16 protein-coding genes are annotated in these 15,742 nt (G+C 71.8%); 7 read left to right on the top strand and 9 right to left on the bottom strand.

Annotated features, from left to right (window positions below; translation table 11 throughout):
• Positions 1 to 110: 110 nt before the first annotated feature.
• On the bottom strand, positions 111 to 1,385 hold the full coding sequence (locus tag AC29IT_RS26955; protein ID WP_488220531.1) for a ScoMcrA-related endonuclease: 1,275 nt from the start codon (positions 1,383 to 1,385) through the stop codon (positions 111 to 113).
• A 232-nt stretch (positions 1,386 to 1,617) separates the two neighbouring features.
• Here AC29IT_RS26955 and AC29IT_RS26950 point away from each other — a divergent pair, with 232 nt between their 5' ends.
• The 3 genes from AC29IT_RS26950 to AC29IT_RS26940 all read left to right on the top strand — a co-directional run bounded on the left by AC29IT_RS26950 (position 1,618) and on the right by AC29IT_RS26940 (position 3,700).
• Entirely contained in the window at positions 1,618 to 2,022 is a 405-nt protein-coding gene (locus AC29IT_RS26950; RefSeq protein ID WP_488220546.1) for a DUF805 domain-containing protein, read from the top strand.
• Positions 2,023 to 2,111: 89 nt separating this feature from the next.
• On the top strand, positions 2,112 to 3,272 hold the full coding sequence (locus tag AC29IT_RS26945; RefSeq protein WP_488220530.1) for an MFS transporter: 1,161 nt from the start codon (positions 2,112 to 2,114) through the stop codon (positions 3,270 to 3,272).
• On the top strand, positions 3,272 to 3,700 hold the full coding sequence (locus tag AC29IT_RS26940; protein WP_358433465.1) for a Dabb family protein: 429 nt from the start codon (positions 3,272 to 3,274) through the stop codon (positions 3,698 to 3,700). The genes AC29IT_RS26945 and AC29IT_RS26940 overlap by 1 nt, the downstream gene beginning before the upstream one ends.
• Here the strand turns inward: AC29IT_RS26940 and AC29IT_RS26935 are convergent.
• Positions 3,690 to 6,284, bottom strand: a complete 2,595-nt coding sequence (locus AC29IT_RS26935) for an AAA family ATPase (protein ID WP_488220529.1) — start codon at positions 6,282 to 6,284, stop codon at positions 3,690 to 3,692. The genes AC29IT_RS26940 and AC29IT_RS26935 overlap by 11 nt on opposite strands.
• A 627-nt stretch (positions 6,285 to 6,911) precedes the next feature.
• On the opposite strand from AC29IT_RS26935, the gene AC29IT_RS26930 reads away from it, so the two are divergent.
• The 3 genes from AC29IT_RS26930 to AC29IT_RS26920 are packed head-to-tail and all read left to right on the top strand — an operon-like array spanning position 6,912 to position 10,188.
• Positions 6,912 to 7,181 (top strand): hypothetical protein, encoded by a 270-nt coding sequence (locus AC29IT_RS26930; protein WP_358433459.1) that lies wholly within the window; start codon positions 6,912 to 6,914, stop codon positions 7,179 to 7,181.
• Entirely contained in the window at positions 7,174 to 7,815 is a 642-nt protein-coding gene (locus AC29IT_RS26925) for a DUF6879 family protein (RefSeq protein WP_488220528.1), read from the top strand. Before AC29IT_RS26930 ends, AC29IT_RS26925 begins: the two co-directional genes overlap by 8 nt.
• Before the next feature lie 15 nt (positions 7,816 to 7,830).
• Positions 7,831 to 10,188, top strand: coding sequence for an ATP-binding protein (locus AC29IT_RS26920; RefSeq protein ID WP_488220527.1), 2,358 nt, complete (start codon positions 7,831 to 7,833; stop codon positions 10,186 to 10,188).
• Positions 10,189 to 10,197: 9 nt separating this feature from the next.
• Here the strand turns inward: AC29IT_RS26920 and AC29IT_RS26915 are convergent, their stop codons facing one another.
• From AC29IT_RS26915 to AC29IT_RS26890, 6 genes are all read right to left on the bottom strand, one after another.
• Positions 10,198 to 11,103 (bottom strand): NADP-dependent oxidoreductase, encoded by a 906-nt coding sequence (locus tag AC29IT_RS26915; protein WP_358433451.1) that lies wholly within the window; start codon positions 11,101 to 11,103, stop codon positions 10,198 to 10,200.
• A gap of 180 nt (positions 11,104 to 11,283) precedes the next feature.
• A complete protein-coding gene (locus tag AC29IT_RS26910) occupies positions 11,284 to 11,460 on the bottom strand; it encodes a DUF397 domain-containing protein (RefSeq protein WP_488220526.1) in 177 nt (58 codons plus the stop codon).
• Positions 11,461 to 11,568: 108 nt separating this feature from the next.
• Entirely contained in the window at positions 11,569 to 11,745 is a 177-nt protein-coding gene (locus AC29IT_RS26905; protein ID WP_488220525.1) for a DUF397 domain-containing protein, read from the bottom strand.
• Between the two features lie 105 nt (positions 11,746 to 11,850).
• Positions 11,851 to 12,027 (bottom strand): DUF397 domain-containing protein, encoded by a 177-nt coding sequence (locus AC29IT_RS26900; RefSeq protein WP_488220524.1) that lies wholly within the window; start codon positions 12,025 to 12,027, stop codon positions 11,851 to 11,853.
• 108 nt (positions 12,028 to 12,135) lie between these two features.
• The gene (locus AC29IT_RS26895) at positions 12,136 to 12,312 is read right to left on the bottom strand and encodes a DUF397 domain-containing protein (protein WP_488220523.1); all 177 of its coding nucleotides are present in this window, start codon (positions 12,310 to 12,312) and stop codon (positions 12,136 to 12,138) included.
• Positions 12,309 to 13,148, bottom strand: coding sequence for a helix-turn-helix domain-containing protein (locus AC29IT_RS26890; protein WP_488220522.1), 840 nt, complete (start codon positions 13,146 to 13,148; stop codon positions 12,309 to 12,311). The genes AC29IT_RS26895 and AC29IT_RS26890 overlap by 4 nt, the downstream gene beginning before the upstream one ends.
• A gap of 512 nt (positions 13,149 to 13,660) precedes the next feature.
• Between AC29IT_RS26890 and AC29IT_RS26885 the strand changes: the two genes are divergently transcribed.
• A complete protein-coding gene (locus AC29IT_RS26885; protein ID WP_488220521.1) occupies positions 13,661 to 13,870 on the top strand; it encodes a hypothetical protein in 210 nt (69 codons plus the stop codon).
• A 443-nt stretch (positions 13,871 to 14,313) separates the two neighbouring features.
• Here AC29IT_RS26885 and AC29IT_RS26880 read toward each other — a convergent pair whose 3' ends face one another.
• The gene (locus AC29IT_RS26880) at positions 14,314 to 15,717 is read right to left on the bottom strand and encodes a DUF6519 domain-containing protein (protein ID WP_488220520.1); all 1,404 of its coding nucleotides are present in this window, start codon (positions 15,715 to 15,717) and stop codon (positions 14,314 to 14,316) included.
• Positions 15,718 to 15,742: the final 25 nt, after the last annotated feature.

Below are 15,742 nucleotides of genomic sequence, written 5' to 3'. Positions count from 1 at the left end.
CGAACCGGCAGCACGGATGAGATCCCCGCGGTGTCACGAGCGCCGCGGGGACCGGCCGGGAAAGTTCTGTCGGCTCGCTACCTCATTCGTGAAGCTACCGGCCCTTCCGTTCAACCGGACAGCGATGCGCGGTCCCGCTCGGCGCCGACTCGCGCCCCACCCCAAGCCGCGGTGACCGCGTCGTAGTGCTCCCGCACCGCCGCGGGGCTCGGGCCCTCGACCAGCTCAGCACCGGCCAGCCTCGAATAGTCGGGGTATGCGTCGAGCACCGGGGCGATGACGACGCGCCAGGAATCCGGGTCGACGGCCAACAGCTCGTTGTCGAACAGCAGGTGCACGTCGGCGCGGAGCAGCATTCCCTCATCGAGGTCATGCGTTTCGTGCTCGGCGAACTCCTTGAGATGCGCGGCCTGCAACGCTTCCACCGGGCATGGACCGGTGATCGCACACCTGGCCCCGTACCGCCTCAGCAGGCCGGTCCGAAACGCCGCCTGACCGTTGCGGACGTTGGTGACCGCTGCACGGCGACCACCTCGAGGCGTTCGGGACCGTCCCTGCTCCTCGGTCGGTGGAAGCGGCGGGACCTCCACGAGCAGGCGGGCGAGCATCGCCTGGAGCAGCTGGGAATCGACTGGGCGGATCGCGTTCTGATCCGCTCGGTCCAGCAGTGCGGACTTGAGTTCCTCCGGCGCGAGCGCGCCGTCGAGCGAGCGCCAGGTTCCGCCGAGGAGCGCGGTGAACTGGTCGACCTCGATCGAGGTCTCGGCCGGCTGCTCGAACTCACCACGGCACGAATCCGTCCGACAGCGGTAGCGAGGTCGTTGCCGCTTGCGCTCGTCGAACCTGCCGCTGCCGCAGTCCGGGCAGACGAGCTGCATCTTGTCGACCCCCGTCGTCTTCTCGATGCGATGGATTCGCCCGACTCCGTGGACTTGGACGTCGTTGCGAACGACGACGACGTCACCGACCTGGACGCGGCGGTGGTTCGGGACCTTGTTGTCGTAGACGTACTGCACTCCCAGGACGTCGCCGTAGCCCGCGTTCCCGCCGTACTTCCGCGACTCGGACGAGAACACCGCCCACGCGCTTCCCCGATCGGCAGTGACACTGATGGCGTCGGCTTCCACGGTGAACCCTTCACGTTCCAGCAGATCGATCGCCGAGCGCTCATCGACGTCCTCGGGGCGCAACGGCGTTTGACCGGGGAGCAGCCCGTGCGCTGCGGCGCAGATGACCCTCGCCCCGTAGCGCTCCTCGCCGACAATGATGACGTGGTCACGCGCAACAGGAAACCCGTGCTGGGAGCAGAACTCGCGCACTCCCGACTCGTCGTGTTCCGCAATCGCCGCCCGCAAGAGGTCGGCTGTGATGTCCGCTATCGCCACGGGGGGGGGGAGGATAATGAGGTACGCCTGCGACACGCACGCACATCGAACTCGCGCTTTCCCGAACGCCCAGCCGGTCCTCGGTTCGGCCGGGCGCCGGACGAGTACGACGTCGCCCGACGCGGCTGCGGGACGCCTCCTCTGCGTGCCCGGCCTCCGCATGACTCCGTTCGGGTGCGGGTCTTCGGTTTCGCCTCGGGAGTGGGGATTTCGCTGAACACTTCGTCGGGTGATGAGAGATGATCTCGGCGATGTCGAGCCCGCACCGCGACCCCCGCAACCGCGGGTCACCTTCGCGGCGGCCGTCCGCGGTGCTCTTCGGAAGTCCTTCCAGGCGAGGGGCCGCGCTTCGCGCAGCGAGTTCTGGCTGTTCGCCCTCTTCTACGGGGCCGTGATCTGCGCGTCCCTGATCTTCCTGGTTGCGGTACCGGAGAACCGGCACTGGTTGGGGATCCTCATCTTCGTCGCCGTCGCGTACGGGGGGTTGATCCCGTTCGTCGCCGTCGGCATCCGGCGGCTGCACGACACCGGCCGCAGCGGCTTCTGGTGCCTGCTCCTGCCCACCTGCTTCTTCTTCATCGTGCTGATCTCCTGGGCGGAGCCGAGCCGACCGCACGCGAACCAGTACGGCCCCTGACCGCGCGAACCACCTAGCCGTCCGACGCGTTCGGCCTAGGTGGTTTTCGCCGACGCGTTCCGCCCGGGGCCGGTGCCAGGGTCGACGTCGTGAGTGGAACGACGGTTCAGGGGGCGCCGACGCGGGCGGCGCGGGCGGCGGTGCTGGCCGCGGCCGGGTTGACGATCATGTCGGCGGCGCTGATCGCGCCGAGCCTGCCCGCGATGACCGGCGCGTTCGCGGGCGCCGACGTGCTGGTGCGACTGGCGTTGACGATCACGTCGCTGGCGATCGCGATCAGCGCACCGATCTCCGGTGCGTTCGCCGACCGGCTCGGCCGCCGTCCGCTGCTGGTCGGCGCGCTGGCGGTGTACGCGGTGGCGGGCACGGCGGGCTACTTCGCGACCGGCCTGGGACCGCTGCTGGTGACGCGGGTGCTGCTCGGGGTCGCCGTCGGCGGGCTCATGACCGCGATCAGCGCGCTGATCACCGACTGGTTCGACGGGCGGCGCCGGGCCGCGTTCCTCGGGATGCAGCAGGCGGCCGCGAGCCTCGGCGGTGTCGTCTTCCTGCCGCTGGCGGGGATGCTGGCGGCGGTGCACTGGCGGCTGCCGTTCTGGCTCTACGCCGCCGGTGCGCTGGTGCTGCCGTTCGCGCTGCGGACGGTCCGGGGAACTCCGCGCACCGCGGACCCGCCCGCCGCCGGCCGGGTCCGGAACAGCGGGCGGATCGGCCGGATCTACCTGCTGGCGCTGGTGGCGACGCTCGTGTTCTACATGGCGCCGACGCAGCTGCCGTTCCTGCTGACCGGTTTCCACCTCGGCCCGGCGGTCACCGGTGCCGTCGTCGCGTGCAGCACGCTGACCGGCGCGGTCGGCGCGCTGGCCTTCCCGGCGTTGCGCGGCAGGCTCGCCCCGCACGTGCTCACGGCGGGCAGCACCGCGCTGCTCGGGCTGGGCTGGGTGGTGATCGGCACCGCCGGTTCCGCCGGGCCGGTCGTGCTCGGACTGCTCGTCGGCGGCGTCGGCGTCGGGCTCGTGGTCCCGGACCTGAACCTGCGGCTCGCCGAGCTCGCGGCGCCCGCCAGCCGCGGGCGGGTGCTCGGCGGACTGGTCACCGGGATCTTCCTCGGCCAGTTCCTGTCGCCGCTGGTCGCGCAACCGCTCATCGAGGTGGCCGGGATCTCCGGCGCCTTCACCTGGACCGGCGCGGCGCTGGCCGCGGCCGCGTGCACCGCTGCGGCGCTGCACCGCAACGAGAGGAAATCCTGATGATCTACCACGGAAACCGGTTCACCTTCCGAGCCGACGCGGACCCGGAACGCGTCGAGGAGGCGCTGGAGAGCCTGCGCAACCAGGGCCGGACCATCCCGGCGGTGCGGTCCTTCGTCGTCGGCCCGGACCACGGCGGCGAGTACGACCACGGCGCCGTCTTCGTGCTGGCCGACCTGGACGGCTACCAGGAGTACCTGGTGCACCCGGCGCACCTCGCCACCGACCGCGTCGGGTTGCCGCTGGTGGACAGGTTCGCGTCGTTCGACATCACCGACGACCCGGACCCCGGGCTCGCCGAGAAGATCGCGGAGCTGCACCGGCGGCGGTACGACGGCATGCCGGACATCGCCGCGCTCGTCGCAGGACTCGGCGAGTACCGCGGCAGCGCCGCCCCCGGACAGCATGGCGAGCGGGTCAGGGAGTGATTCCCGGGAGGTCGCGGAGCTGCCTGCGCGAGGTGACGCCGAGCTTGCGGAAGATGTTGCGCAGGTGGGCGTCGACCGTGCGCGGGCTGAGGAACAGCCGTTCCGCGACCTCCTTCGACGTCGCGCCCGTCGCCACCTGCCGCGCGATGTGCCGTTCCTGGAGGGTGAGTTCCGCTGCGGCGGCCGCGGGACGTCCGGTGACCCGTCCTCCCGCCGCGCGCAGCTCATCGGCGGCGCGGTCGGCGAACGCGGTCATCCCGAGGTCGGCGAGTTCCCGGTGCGCGGCGCGCAAGGTCTCCCGGGCGTCGAGCCCGCGGTTGCGCCTGCGCAGCCATTCCCCGTACAGCAGCCGGGCCCGCGCCCGGTGCGGGGCAGTCGGTGAACCGTCGAGGTGGTCGAGGGCCTCCCGGTAGTCGTCCTCGTCCCCGCTGATCAACGCGCGGGCGCAGGCGGCGACGCCGAGGCCCCACGCCGAGCCACCGGCCCGGGTGCGTTCGGCGAGCGAGTCGGCGGCGGCTTCGGCGGCGGCCCGCGCACCGCAGCGGGAAGCGGCCTCGACCAGTTCGGGCAGCGCGATCCCGGCGAGGAACAGGTCGCCGGGCCCCGTCGCCGCCTCGGCCGCGGCCAGTGCCGCCCGGTAGTCGCCGCGGCCGTTGTGCAGCAGCGCGGTGGCCCAGTGCAGGTTGGCGGCGAGCTGCCCGGCACCGTCCCCCTCTCCACCCAGCCGCGCCAGTTCCCCGTGGTCCCCGCGCATCGCGGCCAGGTGCAGGCGCGGGTACCGCAGCGGCGGTTCCCCCGCGGCGTCGGCGATGGCCTCCTCCTCGGCGATCGCCGACGCGGCGGCGGCGAAGTCACCGGCGAGCACGGCGCCGGACGCGGTCTGGGCGAGGCCGAGCCGCACGACCATCGGCGAGCCGGAGGCGCGGCCCGCCCGCACGATCCGGCCGGTGACGTCGGCGTGCGCGTCCAAGTCCCACAGCTCGGCCGCGATCATGGCGGCGAGCGCGGGGCGGGCGGCGATCGCGGCGTCGTCGGCGACGGCGGCGCGCAGCAGCGGGCCCGCCGCCCGGTGGCCGCGCGTCTCCAACGCCACCAGCGCGTCGAGGACGTCCGGCGGCCCCGGTGCGGGCGCGGCAGCGTCCAGCACCGCGTCGAGCACCCCGGACGCCCGGCCCACCACCAGCGCCATCTCCAACGCGTCCAGGTGGTGCTCCCGGGACACCGCCGGGTCCACTTCGGACATGCGCTGGGCGGCGCGGAGCATGAACACCGGCCCGTCCTCGCCGCCCGCGGCGAACGCGATCCGGCCGCGCAGCAGGTCGGCCTCGGCGCGCCGCCGCTCGTCGAGGCCGCCGGTGGCCGCGGTCGCGAGCAGCTCGGCCGCCGCCTCGACGCCGCCCGCCGCGAGCCGGGCCCGCACGGCCGCGAACGTGCGGTCGGTGCGGCGCACCGGGTCCAGCGACAGCGCCGCCGCGCGTTCGAGGACGGCGGCGGTCGCCGCGACACCGCCGCGCGCGCCGGCCCGGGCCGCGGCCGACTCCAGTTCCGCGGCCACGTCCTCGTCGGGGCCGGTGCCGGACTGGCCGCGGTGCCACGCGCGGCGGTCCGGGTCGGCGACCGGGTCCGCGACGGCGGCGAGCGCCCGGTGCGCGGCGTGGCGCTGTTCGGCGTCGGCGGCGCGGAGGACGGCGGACCTGGCCAGCGGATGGCAGAACCTGATCCGCGTGCCGAACTCGGCGAGTCCGGACATCTCCGCCACCGCGGCGGCCCCGCCGTCGATGCCGAGTTCGCGGGCGGCGGCCCACACCGGCACCGGGTCTCCGGCCGGTTCGGCCGCGGCGACGACCAGCAGCGCCCGGGCGGTCGCGGGCAGCCGCGCGAACCTGGTGCGGAAGGAAAGCTCGATCCGGTGCGGCACGGACGAGGTCACCGGTGGCTCACCGCCCTCCCCCGGCAACTCCAGCAGTGCCAACGGGTTCCCGCGCGCCTCGGCGAGGATGCGGTCCCGCACCTGCTCGTCGAGCGTGGCGCGCAACAACCGGCGCGCCTGCGCCTCGGGCAGTCCGCCGAGCAGCAGCCCGGGGAGTTCGTCGAACCCGTTCCGGGCCGCGAACACCATCGCCACCGGTTCCTCGGCGATCCGCCGCGCGACGAACGCCAGCACCTTCGCCGAGGCGTGGTCCAGCCAGTGGGCGTCGTCGATCACGCAGAGCACCGGTCGTTCCCGCCGGGCGTCGCCGATCAGTTCCAGCACCGCCAGCCCGATGCGGAACGCGTCGGGCGCACCGGCCGAACCGAAGGCGTTGCGCAGCGCCTTCGGCACCTCCGCGACCCGCCCGAGCAGCGGCAGGCACAGCTGGTGCAACCCGGCGAACGGCAGCTCCGATTCGAACTCGACCCCGGACGCCTCGGCGACCAGGAAACCGTCCGTCCGGCGGAGGTGGTCGAGCAGCGCGCTCTTGCCGATGCCCGGCTCCCCGCGCAGCACCAGCGCGCCGCCACGCCCCTCGGCCGCGGCCCAGGTCAGCTGTTCGAGCCGGCGAAGCTCTTCGTCCCGCCCGACGAGCGGCGACACCGTGCGCATGCGGCGAGATTACCGGCGCCGCCGACGGCGAGGCGCACGCGATTCCCGCCCGCGGCCGAAGCGCCCGTCGACCGGAGCGCCGCCCTGGGGACCGTCGGCGGACTCCGCACCGGGCTCGGCCGCGGGTTCCACGTCAGGTGAGTGGCCCACTCGCCCCATCAGCCGAGTCGGGTGGGCCGTTCACCGGCGGGGATTGGGCGGTGCGGCGGCGGGATTTTCGAATTGGGCGCGTTCGGTCGAAGATGCGTAACGATCATGCTTCACGGGGCGAATTCACCGACAGAGGTGTTACCTTCGGTGCACCATGAGTATTCCGGGTTGCTTATGCAGGCGCCAGGGGGCGCCAGCTGCGGATACTTCGCTCTCAGACCGTGCGGATTTCGCGGGCGAAACCGCACTTGTGCAGCATTTCTCCACTGATCAGGCATCAATCCCACTCATCCGAGTGACGCGAAGTAATGGCATCCCCACACCCCTTCGCCGCGTCTTTACAATGAATTCCTCCAGGCGATCGAACCATAAAGCGGGAAGTTTCCAACAAGGCAGTGATCGAGGAATGCTTCCCCGAACGAGGCTGCTTTCCGCGGCCTCGTCCCGCCGGGTCCACGATCAGCGGAGGGGATGACCATGCCACGACCTTGGGAAGCGGACGCGTCTGCGACCTTTCGAAGAAGACTGGGAAAATCCGCGCTCGAACTCGGCCACACCGACGACGAACCGACCTGCCCGGACATCTGGGAGCTGGACAACGGCGACGTCGCCGTGATCGGACGCGACCTCACCGATTCCTACGCCGGCGCACTGCCGCACGGGGTGAACGTCGGATTCGACGAACGGCTCGTCGTCATCCCCGGATCGATGCTCAGGTCCGCGAAGGGGGACATCCCTGATGAGTGACACGACCTCGATCACCGAACTCCGGGCCTCGATCTCCGGGGACGAGCTGACGCTCGACGAGTACCTCGCCGATTTCAACGAACGGTTCTGGCGACCGGGGAACACCATCGCTTGGAAGCTCGAACGCAGGCAGACGTTCCGGCAACCGGAGAGCCCCAGCTGGAATGCGTTCAACGCAGGGGACTGGGACCGGTCGCTGCGGCTGCTCGAAGAACGGCGACCGAAACTTCGGGACTACTTCGAGCGGGTCGCGGCGCACGGCTTCAGCGTGCGCCGCGTGCGGGTCGTGACCGAACCGCTGAGCCCTTACCTGATCTGGGAGCTGAACTCGCTGCTGATCCGGCACCAGGCCGGTGCCGCGGTCAGCATCGTCAACGCCGACCTGCTGGAGCAGTGGGAGCGGAACGGTCCGCTGCCGGAGATCTTCGTGATCGGCCCGGACACCGTGTACGAAGTCGAGTACGACTCGGAAGGCGAGGCCGTCGGCGCGATTCGCTGCATCGACCGGGCGACCGCGGACCGCTGGATGATTCTGATCGATGCCCTGGACCACGCAGGGGAACCGATCGACGCGTACTTCGATCGAGCAGTGGCGGGATTGCGGCCCGCGGGTTGCGACGCGCCGTCCGTCTGAGCCGGGGTGGGTGCCATGCCGACGCGGGGCGGCGACGAGTCCAGGAACGAGCTTTCCGGCAGAGCGCAGGAAGTGGTGCAGGCCGGCCGGGTCGAGGGCGGCATCCACTTCCACAACCCGGGCGGTCCGGAAGGCGGCGTGCCCCGCCAGTTGCCCGCCGACGCGCCGGGATTCGTGAACCGGAGCACCGAACTCGACCAGCTGGACCTGCTGCTGCCGGACGACGAGACGGGGCGCACGACGGCGCCGTGCGTGGTGGTCGGCACCGCCGGAGTGGGCAAGACGTCGCTGGCCGTGCACTGGGCGCACCGGATGGCGCCGCGCTTCCCGGACGGGCAGCTGTACGTCGACCTGCACGGCTACGACCCGGGTCCGCTGGTCACGCCCGATCAGGCGTTGGACCGCTTCCTGCGCGCGCTGAACGTGCCCGGCGCGCAGATTCCGGCGGACCTGGAGTCGCGGGCGGCCCTGTTCCGCTCGCTGCTGGCCGGGCGACGGATGCTGGTGGTGCTGGACAACGCGGCGACCGTCGGGCAGGTGCGCCCGCTGCTGCCGGGCAGCGGTGCGTGCCTCACGCTGATCACCAGTCGCAGCAGGCTTTCCGGGCTGGTCGCGCGGGACGGTGCACGGCGGGTGACGCTCGGCGTCCTGCCCGAGCAGGAGGCGGTCCGGTTGCTGCGGAGCCTCGCCGCCGGGCATCGCGGGCCGGACGACGACGCGGAGCTGGACGAACTGGCCCGGTTGTGCGCGCGGCTGCCGCTCGCGCTGCGGATCGCGGCGGAACGCGCGATCAGCAGGCCGACGGCGCCGCTGCGCGACCTCATCGAGGAGTTGCGGGACGAATCCGCGCTGTGGGACGCGTTGACCGCGGGCGATGACGACGACGCCGATGCGGTGCGCTCCGTGTTCGCCTGGTCCTACCGGGCGCTGTCGAAGGATGCGAGCCGCCTGTTCCGGTTGCTCGGACTGCACCCCGGCAAGGACTTCGGGTCGGCCGCGGCGGCCGCGCTGGCCGACGTGCCGGTGAGCCGCGCGCGGCGGCTGCTGGACGACCTGGCGGGCGCGCACCTGCTGGAACAGCCGCGGCCGGACCGGTACGAGTTCCACGACCTGCTCCGCGCCTACGCCACCGACCAGGCGCGCACCGAGGAATCCGCCGACACCGCGCGCGCCGCGCTGGAGCGGGCGGTGCGCTGGTACGCGGCGGGCGCCGACCGGGCGGTGCGGATGCTCGCCCCGGGGCACCGGCGACCGGCGGGCGAGGGTTCCGGTGCGCCGGTCCCGGAGTTCGGCACCCCGGACGAGGCGGCGCGCTGGTACGAGCGGGAGCGGGTGAACCTGGTCGCCGCGACGCGGGCCGCCGCGGACGCGGGCCTGCACGAGGCGGCGTGCCGGCTCCCCGCGGTGCTGCGCGGCATCTACGCGGGCCGGAACCAGTTCGACGACTGGTTCGCCACCAGCACCATCGGGCTCGGGGCGGCGCGCGCCTGCGGGGATCGCCACGCCGAGGCCGACATGCTGGAGAGCTTGGGCAAGGCGCACACCCAGGCGGCGCGGCGAGGCGAGGGAATCCGGTTCCAGCTGGCCGCGCTCGAACTGCGCCGGGAGCTCGGTGATCGGGTGGGCGAACTGGCCTCCACCAACGCGGTGGGCATGGCACACCTGCGCGGGCACGAGCTGGAGCGGGCGCTGCGCATGTTCGAGCAGACGCGGCGGCTGGCGACCGAAGCCGGGGACGAGTACTGGATCGCGGTGTCCACCAACGGCACCGCGAACGTCCATTTAGGACTCGAATCGTTCGAGGAGGCGGCCGAGCTGCTCCGGGACGCGGTGCACCGCTACACCCGCCTCGGTTCCCCCGGCGGCCGCGGCGACGCGCTGCGCGGACTCAGCCACGCCCACCGGGGGCTCGGGCGCCCGGACGACGCACTGCGGTTCGTCGAGGCGGCGCTGGTGATCGCGCACGAGCACGAGAACCGGGCGTGGGAGGCGTTCTGGTCACTCGAACTCGGGCGGGTGCAGGTCGATCTCGGCCATCCGTCCGAAGCGCTGGAGTCGTTCCACCGGTCGGCCGCGATGCAGCGCAGGCTCGCCGACCACGCCCGGGAAGCGGAGGCGATCGACGCGGTGGGCACCGCGTACCGGGCTCTGGACCGCGCCGATGAAGCCGCCCGGTTCCACCGGACGGCGGCGAAGTCGTTCCGCGAGCTCGACGACCCGTGGTGGCTCGCCACCGTCCTGGACCACCTCGCCACCGCCCTCGGCTGGGTCGGGGACGAAGCCGAGCAGGCCCGGCAGGAAGCCGCGGAGCTGCTCACCGGGTTCACCGACCCGGCTTCGCTGCGCGCCCGCGCCCGCCTGCTCGGCACCTGATCTCCACGCCTACAAGGAGATCGTGACCTTGCCGCGGACGTGGCCGCGTTCGACGTAGGTGTGGGCGTCGGCGGTTTCCGCGAAGGGGAAGGTCCGCTCGATCTGCGGCGTGTAGCGGCCTTCCCGGCCCAGTTCCGCCGCTTCCGCCAGGTACGCGGGGTTGTTCTCGGCGTTCGCCAGGTGCACACCCAGGCTCGCGGCGCCCGCGTGATCGGCGACCGTGGACACGCGGCCGGGCTCCCCGACGATCGCCACGAGGTCCGCCAGCGAACCGGAGGCGGCGGTGTCCAGCGCGACGTCCACGCCGTTCGGCGCGAGGCGGGCGACGCGTTCGGCGAGCCCCGGCCCGTAGGTGGTGGGCGCGGCGCCCAGCGACGCGAGGTAGGCGTGGTTGCGCTCGCTCGCCGTGGCGATCACGGTGGCGCCGCGGGCGACGGCGATCTCCACCGCCGCGCTGCCCACTCCCCCGGCACCGCCTTCCACCAGCAGCGTCCGGCCGTGCAGCGGGCCGAGCGGGTTCAGCCCGCCGATCGCGGTGACCGAGGCCAAGCCCGCGCCGGCGGCCTGCGCGTCGTCCCACTCGTCGGGCGCGGGCGCCCACGCCGACAGGACCGCGAACTCCGCCGTCGCACCGGTGACACCGCCCAGCCCGAACACGCGGTCGCCCAGGTCCACACCGGACACGTCGGGGCCGATCTCGTCGACGACGCCCGCGGCGTCGCGGCCCGGGATCGCGGGCAGCTCCAGCGGCAGGAAGTCGCGGACCGCACCGGAACGCACCTTCCAGTCGACCGGGTTCACCCCGGCCGCCGCGACCCGGATGCGGACCTCACCGGGGCCGGGGTGCGGTTCGGGCACCTCGTCGACCACCAAGTTCTCCACGCCGCCGTACTGGTGGTACCTGACCGCACGCATGTCGCCCCGTCCTCCCGGATGCCGTCGTGGACTGCCGCCACACGATCACCATACGGAAGAAGCACCGACCCGGCCGCGAAGCGCCGACCGCCGCGACCGGGCGCCGATCCGACCAGGTGAACGACCCATTCGCCCAGTCCGGCTGGGCCAATGGGTCATTCACCTGGTGAACTCGCCGGGTCAGCCGTCGAAGCGGCCGGACTTGATGGCCTGCACCAACGGGGTGACGGCGGCCTTGAGGGTCGGGCCGTTCGGGTCCTTGGAATCGCGGATCTCGTCGAACGTCGTCGTCACCTCGACGCATGACGCCGTGTTCTGACTGCGGGTCGATTTGATCCATCGCGGAGTGGTCGTCACGAGTACTCCCTCGGGGTGTCGTCCGGCGGGCACCGCATCAGGTGAATGGCCCATCGGACCAACCTCTCTGGGCTGATGAGCCATTCACCCGGTGATCTGGACGGGACTTCAGGCGTCGAAGCGGCCGGATTTGATCGCCCGGACCAACGGGGTGACGGCGGCTTTCAGGGTCGGGCCGGTCGGGTCCTTGGAATCGCGGATCTCATCGAGGCTCGTCGTCACCTCGACGCACGTCGAGGTGTTCTGACTGCGGGTCGACTTGATCCAGACCTGGGTGGTGGTCACCGGATGCTCCCTTCGCTGAAGCCCATCGGACGCCGCATCGAGTGAACGGCCCGTCGACGAGCCTTCCTGGGCGAATCGATCGTCCACCTGGTGATCTGCTCGGCGTCAGGCGTCGAAGCGGCCGGATTTTATGGCCTGCACCAACGGGGTGACGGCGGCCTTGAGGGTCGGGCCGGTCAGGTTCTTGGAGTCTCTGATCTCGTCGAGGGCCGTGGCCACCTCGACACACGTCGTGGTGTTCTGGCTGCGGGTTGATTTGATCCATCGCGGAGTGGTCGGCACGGGTACTCCCTCGGGGTTTCGTCCGGCGGGCACCGCATCAGGTGAATGGCCCATCGGACCAACGTCTCTGGGCTGATGAGCCATTCACCTGGTGATCTGGACGGGGTTTCAGGTGTCGAAGCGCCCGGACTTGATCGCCCGGACCAACGGGGTGACGGCGGCCTTCAGGGTCGGGCCGTTCGGGTCCTTGGAATCGCGGATCTCGTCGAACGTCGTCGTCACCTCGACGCACGTCGCGGTGTTCTGGCTGCGACTCGACTTGATCCAGGTGCGTTCCGCGCTCATCGGCGCTCCTCCATCCTCCTGACGAGGTCGGCGATGATGGCCCGAGACTCGTGCGCGCTCCGCGACACTCGCTCGACCATGCCGACGGCTTCTCGGTAGATCTTCACATCGGCCTGCTCGTGCAGGAAGAGTCCGGACTTACGATTCTCCAAATGGACGACCTCCTCCAAGCCGGTTCGGATGAGCAGGAAGAGGCCTTCCAACCCCGGATGCCAACCGCTGGCCAGCGGAACGATGCGAAGTTCAATGTTCGGCCTGGCCGCCACCTGATCGAGGAATCGAAGCTGCGAAACCAGGACTGATCTGTCCCCGATCACCTGGTACAACGCAGCTTCCCCGATGAACGCGACGAGGTCAGCGGGTTGTGATCCCGTCACCGACTCTCGACGACTGCTACGCAAGGACGTTCGGGAGACGAGCTCCGCTTCCGGCACACCTCCTCCCCGCATGACAGCAGCGCTGTAATCACTCGTTTGCAGCAACCCCGGAATCATCAGCGGGGACACTTCGACGATCTTCGTCGCCCGCCGCTCCAAGTCGATCAGAGCCTCCAACTGCTGCCGCTGCGCCGGAAGCGTCGTCGCCACCCAGTTGGGGGCGTCGGCTCCGTGCGCGAGGTCGACGACCTCCTCGTACCGCGCGCCGTTGACGCCCAGCGAGGTCAGCACCTGCGCCACCTGTTCGGGGCGCGGTGTCCGATCACCCGTCTCCCAGCGCGAGAGCACCCCGGGGTCGCGTTCGAGTCGTTTCGCGAGCGCGCGCAACGTCAACCCGTTCTCCTCGCGGGCCTGCCGCAGCGCCTTTCCCAATGCCTGGTTCTTCGGAGTTCTCGCCATTCGCGCTCCGTGTCGTCGCTCCCGCGAGATCGCATCCGTCGCGGGCCCACCTACCTGATCACCCGATGCGGCTAGTACCGCGCCGTTGTCGGCGAAACCGCCTGCGGTCCATGGTTCTCGGACGACGGCGAGCCGATCCGGGCATGATGCCAGCCCACCCCGACAGCGGAACCGGGGGCAGCGAAAATCCGAGGGAGTGCAACGATGAATTCGTTCCAGAGCAGCGCGGCGGGAACTCCGCTCCGATCCGACGACAGCCCGATCGGACAGTTCCACTTCGGAATTACCCACAATCGGGAGGATCGATTCTCCGACGCATCCATCTCGGCGTGGGCGGCCTCCCGCGGTCCGGCGGACACGCGGTGGCACGCGGTGGGCCGGGCCGGTGGCGGGGCGCTGGCCGCGGAGTGCGGGACCTACGTCTACGGACCGGTGCACCTGCGGCGGTCCCCGCGGATTCCGGACGGGGTGGCGGATCGGGCGATGTGCCGGGTCTGCGCACGGCGGGTCGCGTGAGTTCGCGGCACTTCTGGCGGCCCGCGGCGGACGGGGTGCGGCACGCGTTCCGGGGTCCGCGGTGGAACGGGCAGCCGGAGGGGACGTCGATGTGCGGCGCGCGCACCGCGTTGACCGCCGATGTGTCCGAAGAGGACTGGGTGCGGGCGCCGTCCTGCGCCGACTGCAACGCCGTGCTGCACGCGGCGCGCGACGCCGGGGTTTGACACCGGCGATCACGGGAACCCTCGTCGTCGGAGATCCCACGAGCAGCAGGACGCAGCGGAATCGCCTCGACGCGCTCGCACGGCACAACTCACCGCCACAGCAAGAGATGCTCGGCCCGCCGCGCTGACTCCCCGACCAGCCGCGGGCCGGGGCCTCGCCGCTCCGGCGAGGTCAGGCCGGGCGCGGTCCCTCCCCGACCGCCCGGCCGCGCAGGAAGGAGCCCGGCCGGGCACTCCCCCACATCCCGGCCGGGCTCCCCGGCGAACAGCTCCGGTCGCGCTGGAACCGGCTCCGGCCGCGCAGCAACGGGTTCCGGCTGCACCGCACCGATCTTCGACCGCACCGAATCGGATTTCGACGGTGGTGCAACGGTTTTCGTCCGCACCGAATCGGCTTTCAGTTGTGGTGCGACCCGCCTCGACCGCACCGCACCGCACCGGGCTCAGGTGAGCCCGAACGTCAACCGCAGGTCCACGATCTGCTGCTCGCCCGCCACCCACGCCAGCGGCGCGTGCTGCACGACGATGCCGGTCGGTTCGCGCAGCAGCGGGCGGCTCCCGGCGTCGGTCGGCCACTCCACGTCGCCGGTGGCGGTGCGGGCGGGGACGAGCCAGTGGTCGCCGGTGCGGTACGCGGGCCGGTTCGGGTCGGTGCGCTTGAAGTGCACCTCCACGCCGTCCTCCAACCGCAGCCACCGCCCTTCCTCCACCGGGATCGCGCCGCCGCGCATCGGGCGGGTCGGGGCGCCGGGCTGCCTGCTGCCTTCGCGCTGGTCCCAGCGGCGCAGGAACGGGTGCAGCAGCGCGTCCCGGCCGACCTCGGGTTCCGCCGAGAGCCGCACCCGGCGCTCCGGCAGGTCCAGTTCTTCCACCTGCAGCAGCGGTTCCGGCTCCGACCGGCTCGTGTACGCGGTGTCCACGACCTCCACCAGGTCGCCGACGTCCAGGTCCAGCTTCTCGTCCCCGCCCAGCGAGGCCAGCGCCACCCAGGTGCCGTCGACCTCCTCGATCGGGAAGACGACCGACCCGTTCTCCCGGGACCACTTGAAGGTGGCGCCGGATTCCGCACCGCCCTCGTGGATCTCCACCCGGTACAGCTGGTTCTCCGGTCCGCGGTAGCGGGCCTCCGGGTGCACCAGGCACGGATCGGTGTCCGCGTCGGCGGGCCGCTTGCTGCGCGCCGCCAGCAACGGGCGCTGGGCGCGCTGCTGCCGGGACCACTCGTCGAACGCCTCGCGCACGGCTTCCGCGGGCGCATCCGCGTTCGTGACGCCGAGTTCGGCGGCGGGCAGCGCCAGCACCTGCCACACCACCTTCACCCGCGCCGAGGTGTCGGGGGCCGCGGTGCCCAGCGCCACCTCCCGCAGCTGCGGGTCCTCGGCGGCGGTCACGATCCGCTCCCACACCTTGAGGTACACCAGGTACGGCTCGTCCGGAAGCCGATCCGCGGGCGATTCCACGTCCCGGAACCCGTCCGGCTGGTTCCAGTACGTCCAGCTGGACGGCTGCTCCACCGGCGGCACCGGCTCGTCCTCGTCCGGCACCGCCTCGCCCGGCGCCGGGCGGTAGGCGTCGCAGCGGATGCCGCCCACGTAGTAGCGGCCACCGCCGATCGCCAGGTCCGACAACCCGTGCGGACCGGCGATCCGCTCGATGCCGAAGCCGGTCGCGTCCACCGGGCCGCCGTGCGGGCCGATCAGGTCGGTGAGCACCGTCCGCTGCTCGTGCAACTGGATCAGCGCCTGCTCGTTCGCGTCCGAATCCAGCTGGACGCGGCCCTGCTGGGCGACCACCGCGGAATAGCCGCGCTCCGGCCGGAAGTTGATGCGGGACAGGTCTGCGTGCATGTCGGAAGCGTCCTCTCGTGCTGAA

This window comes from Saccharopolyspora sp. MMCC62, from assembly GCF_057736575.1.
The sequence above is the reverse complement of the archived record's forward strand: the minus strand, read 5'-3'. Positions and strand labels throughout refer to the sequence as shown.

Excerpts from the sequence above, each read along its gene's own strand:
- AC29IT_RS26950 (WP_488220546.1), top strand. The coding sequence starts at position 1,618 with ATGAGAGATGATCTCGGCGATGTCGAGCCCGCACCGCGACCCCCGCAA.
- AC29IT_RS26940 (WP_358433465.1), top strand. The coding sequence starts at position 3,272 with ATGATCTACCACGGAAACCGGTTCACCTTCCGAGCCGACGCGGACCCG.
- AC29IT_RS26935 (WP_488220529.1), bottom strand. The coding sequence starts at position 6,284 with ATGCGCACGGTGTCGCCGCTCGTCGGGCGGGACGAAGAGCTTCGCCGG.
- AC29IT_RS26930 (WP_358433459.1), top strand. The coding sequence starts at position 6,912 with ATGCCACGACCTTGGGAAGCGGACGCGTCTGCGACCTTTCGAAGAAGA.
- AC29IT_RS26925 (WP_488220528.1), top strand. The coding sequence starts at position 7,174 with ATGAGTGACACGACCTCGATCACCGAACTCCGGGCCTCGATCTCCGGG.
- AC29IT_RS26920 (WP_488220527.1), top strand. The coding sequence starts at position 7,831 with ATGCCGACGCGGGGCGGCGACGAGTCCAGGAACGAGCTTTCCGGCAGA.
- AC29IT_RS26915 (WP_358433451.1), bottom strand. The coding sequence starts at position 11,103 with ATGCGTGCGGTCAGGTACCACCAGTACGGCGGCGTGGAGAACTTGGTG.
- AC29IT_RS26895 (WP_488220523.1), bottom strand. The coding sequence starts at position 12,312 with ATGAGCGCGGAACGCACCTGGATCAAGTCGAGTCGCAGCCAGAACACC.
- AC29IT_RS26890 (WP_488220522.1), bottom strand. The coding sequence starts at position 13,148 with ATGGCGAGAACTCCGAAGAACCAGGCATTGGGAAAGGCGCTGCGGCAG.
- AC29IT_RS26880 (WP_488220520.1), bottom strand. The coding sequence starts at position 15,717 with ATGCACGCAGACCTGTCCCGCATCAACTTCCGGCCGGAGCGCGGCTAT.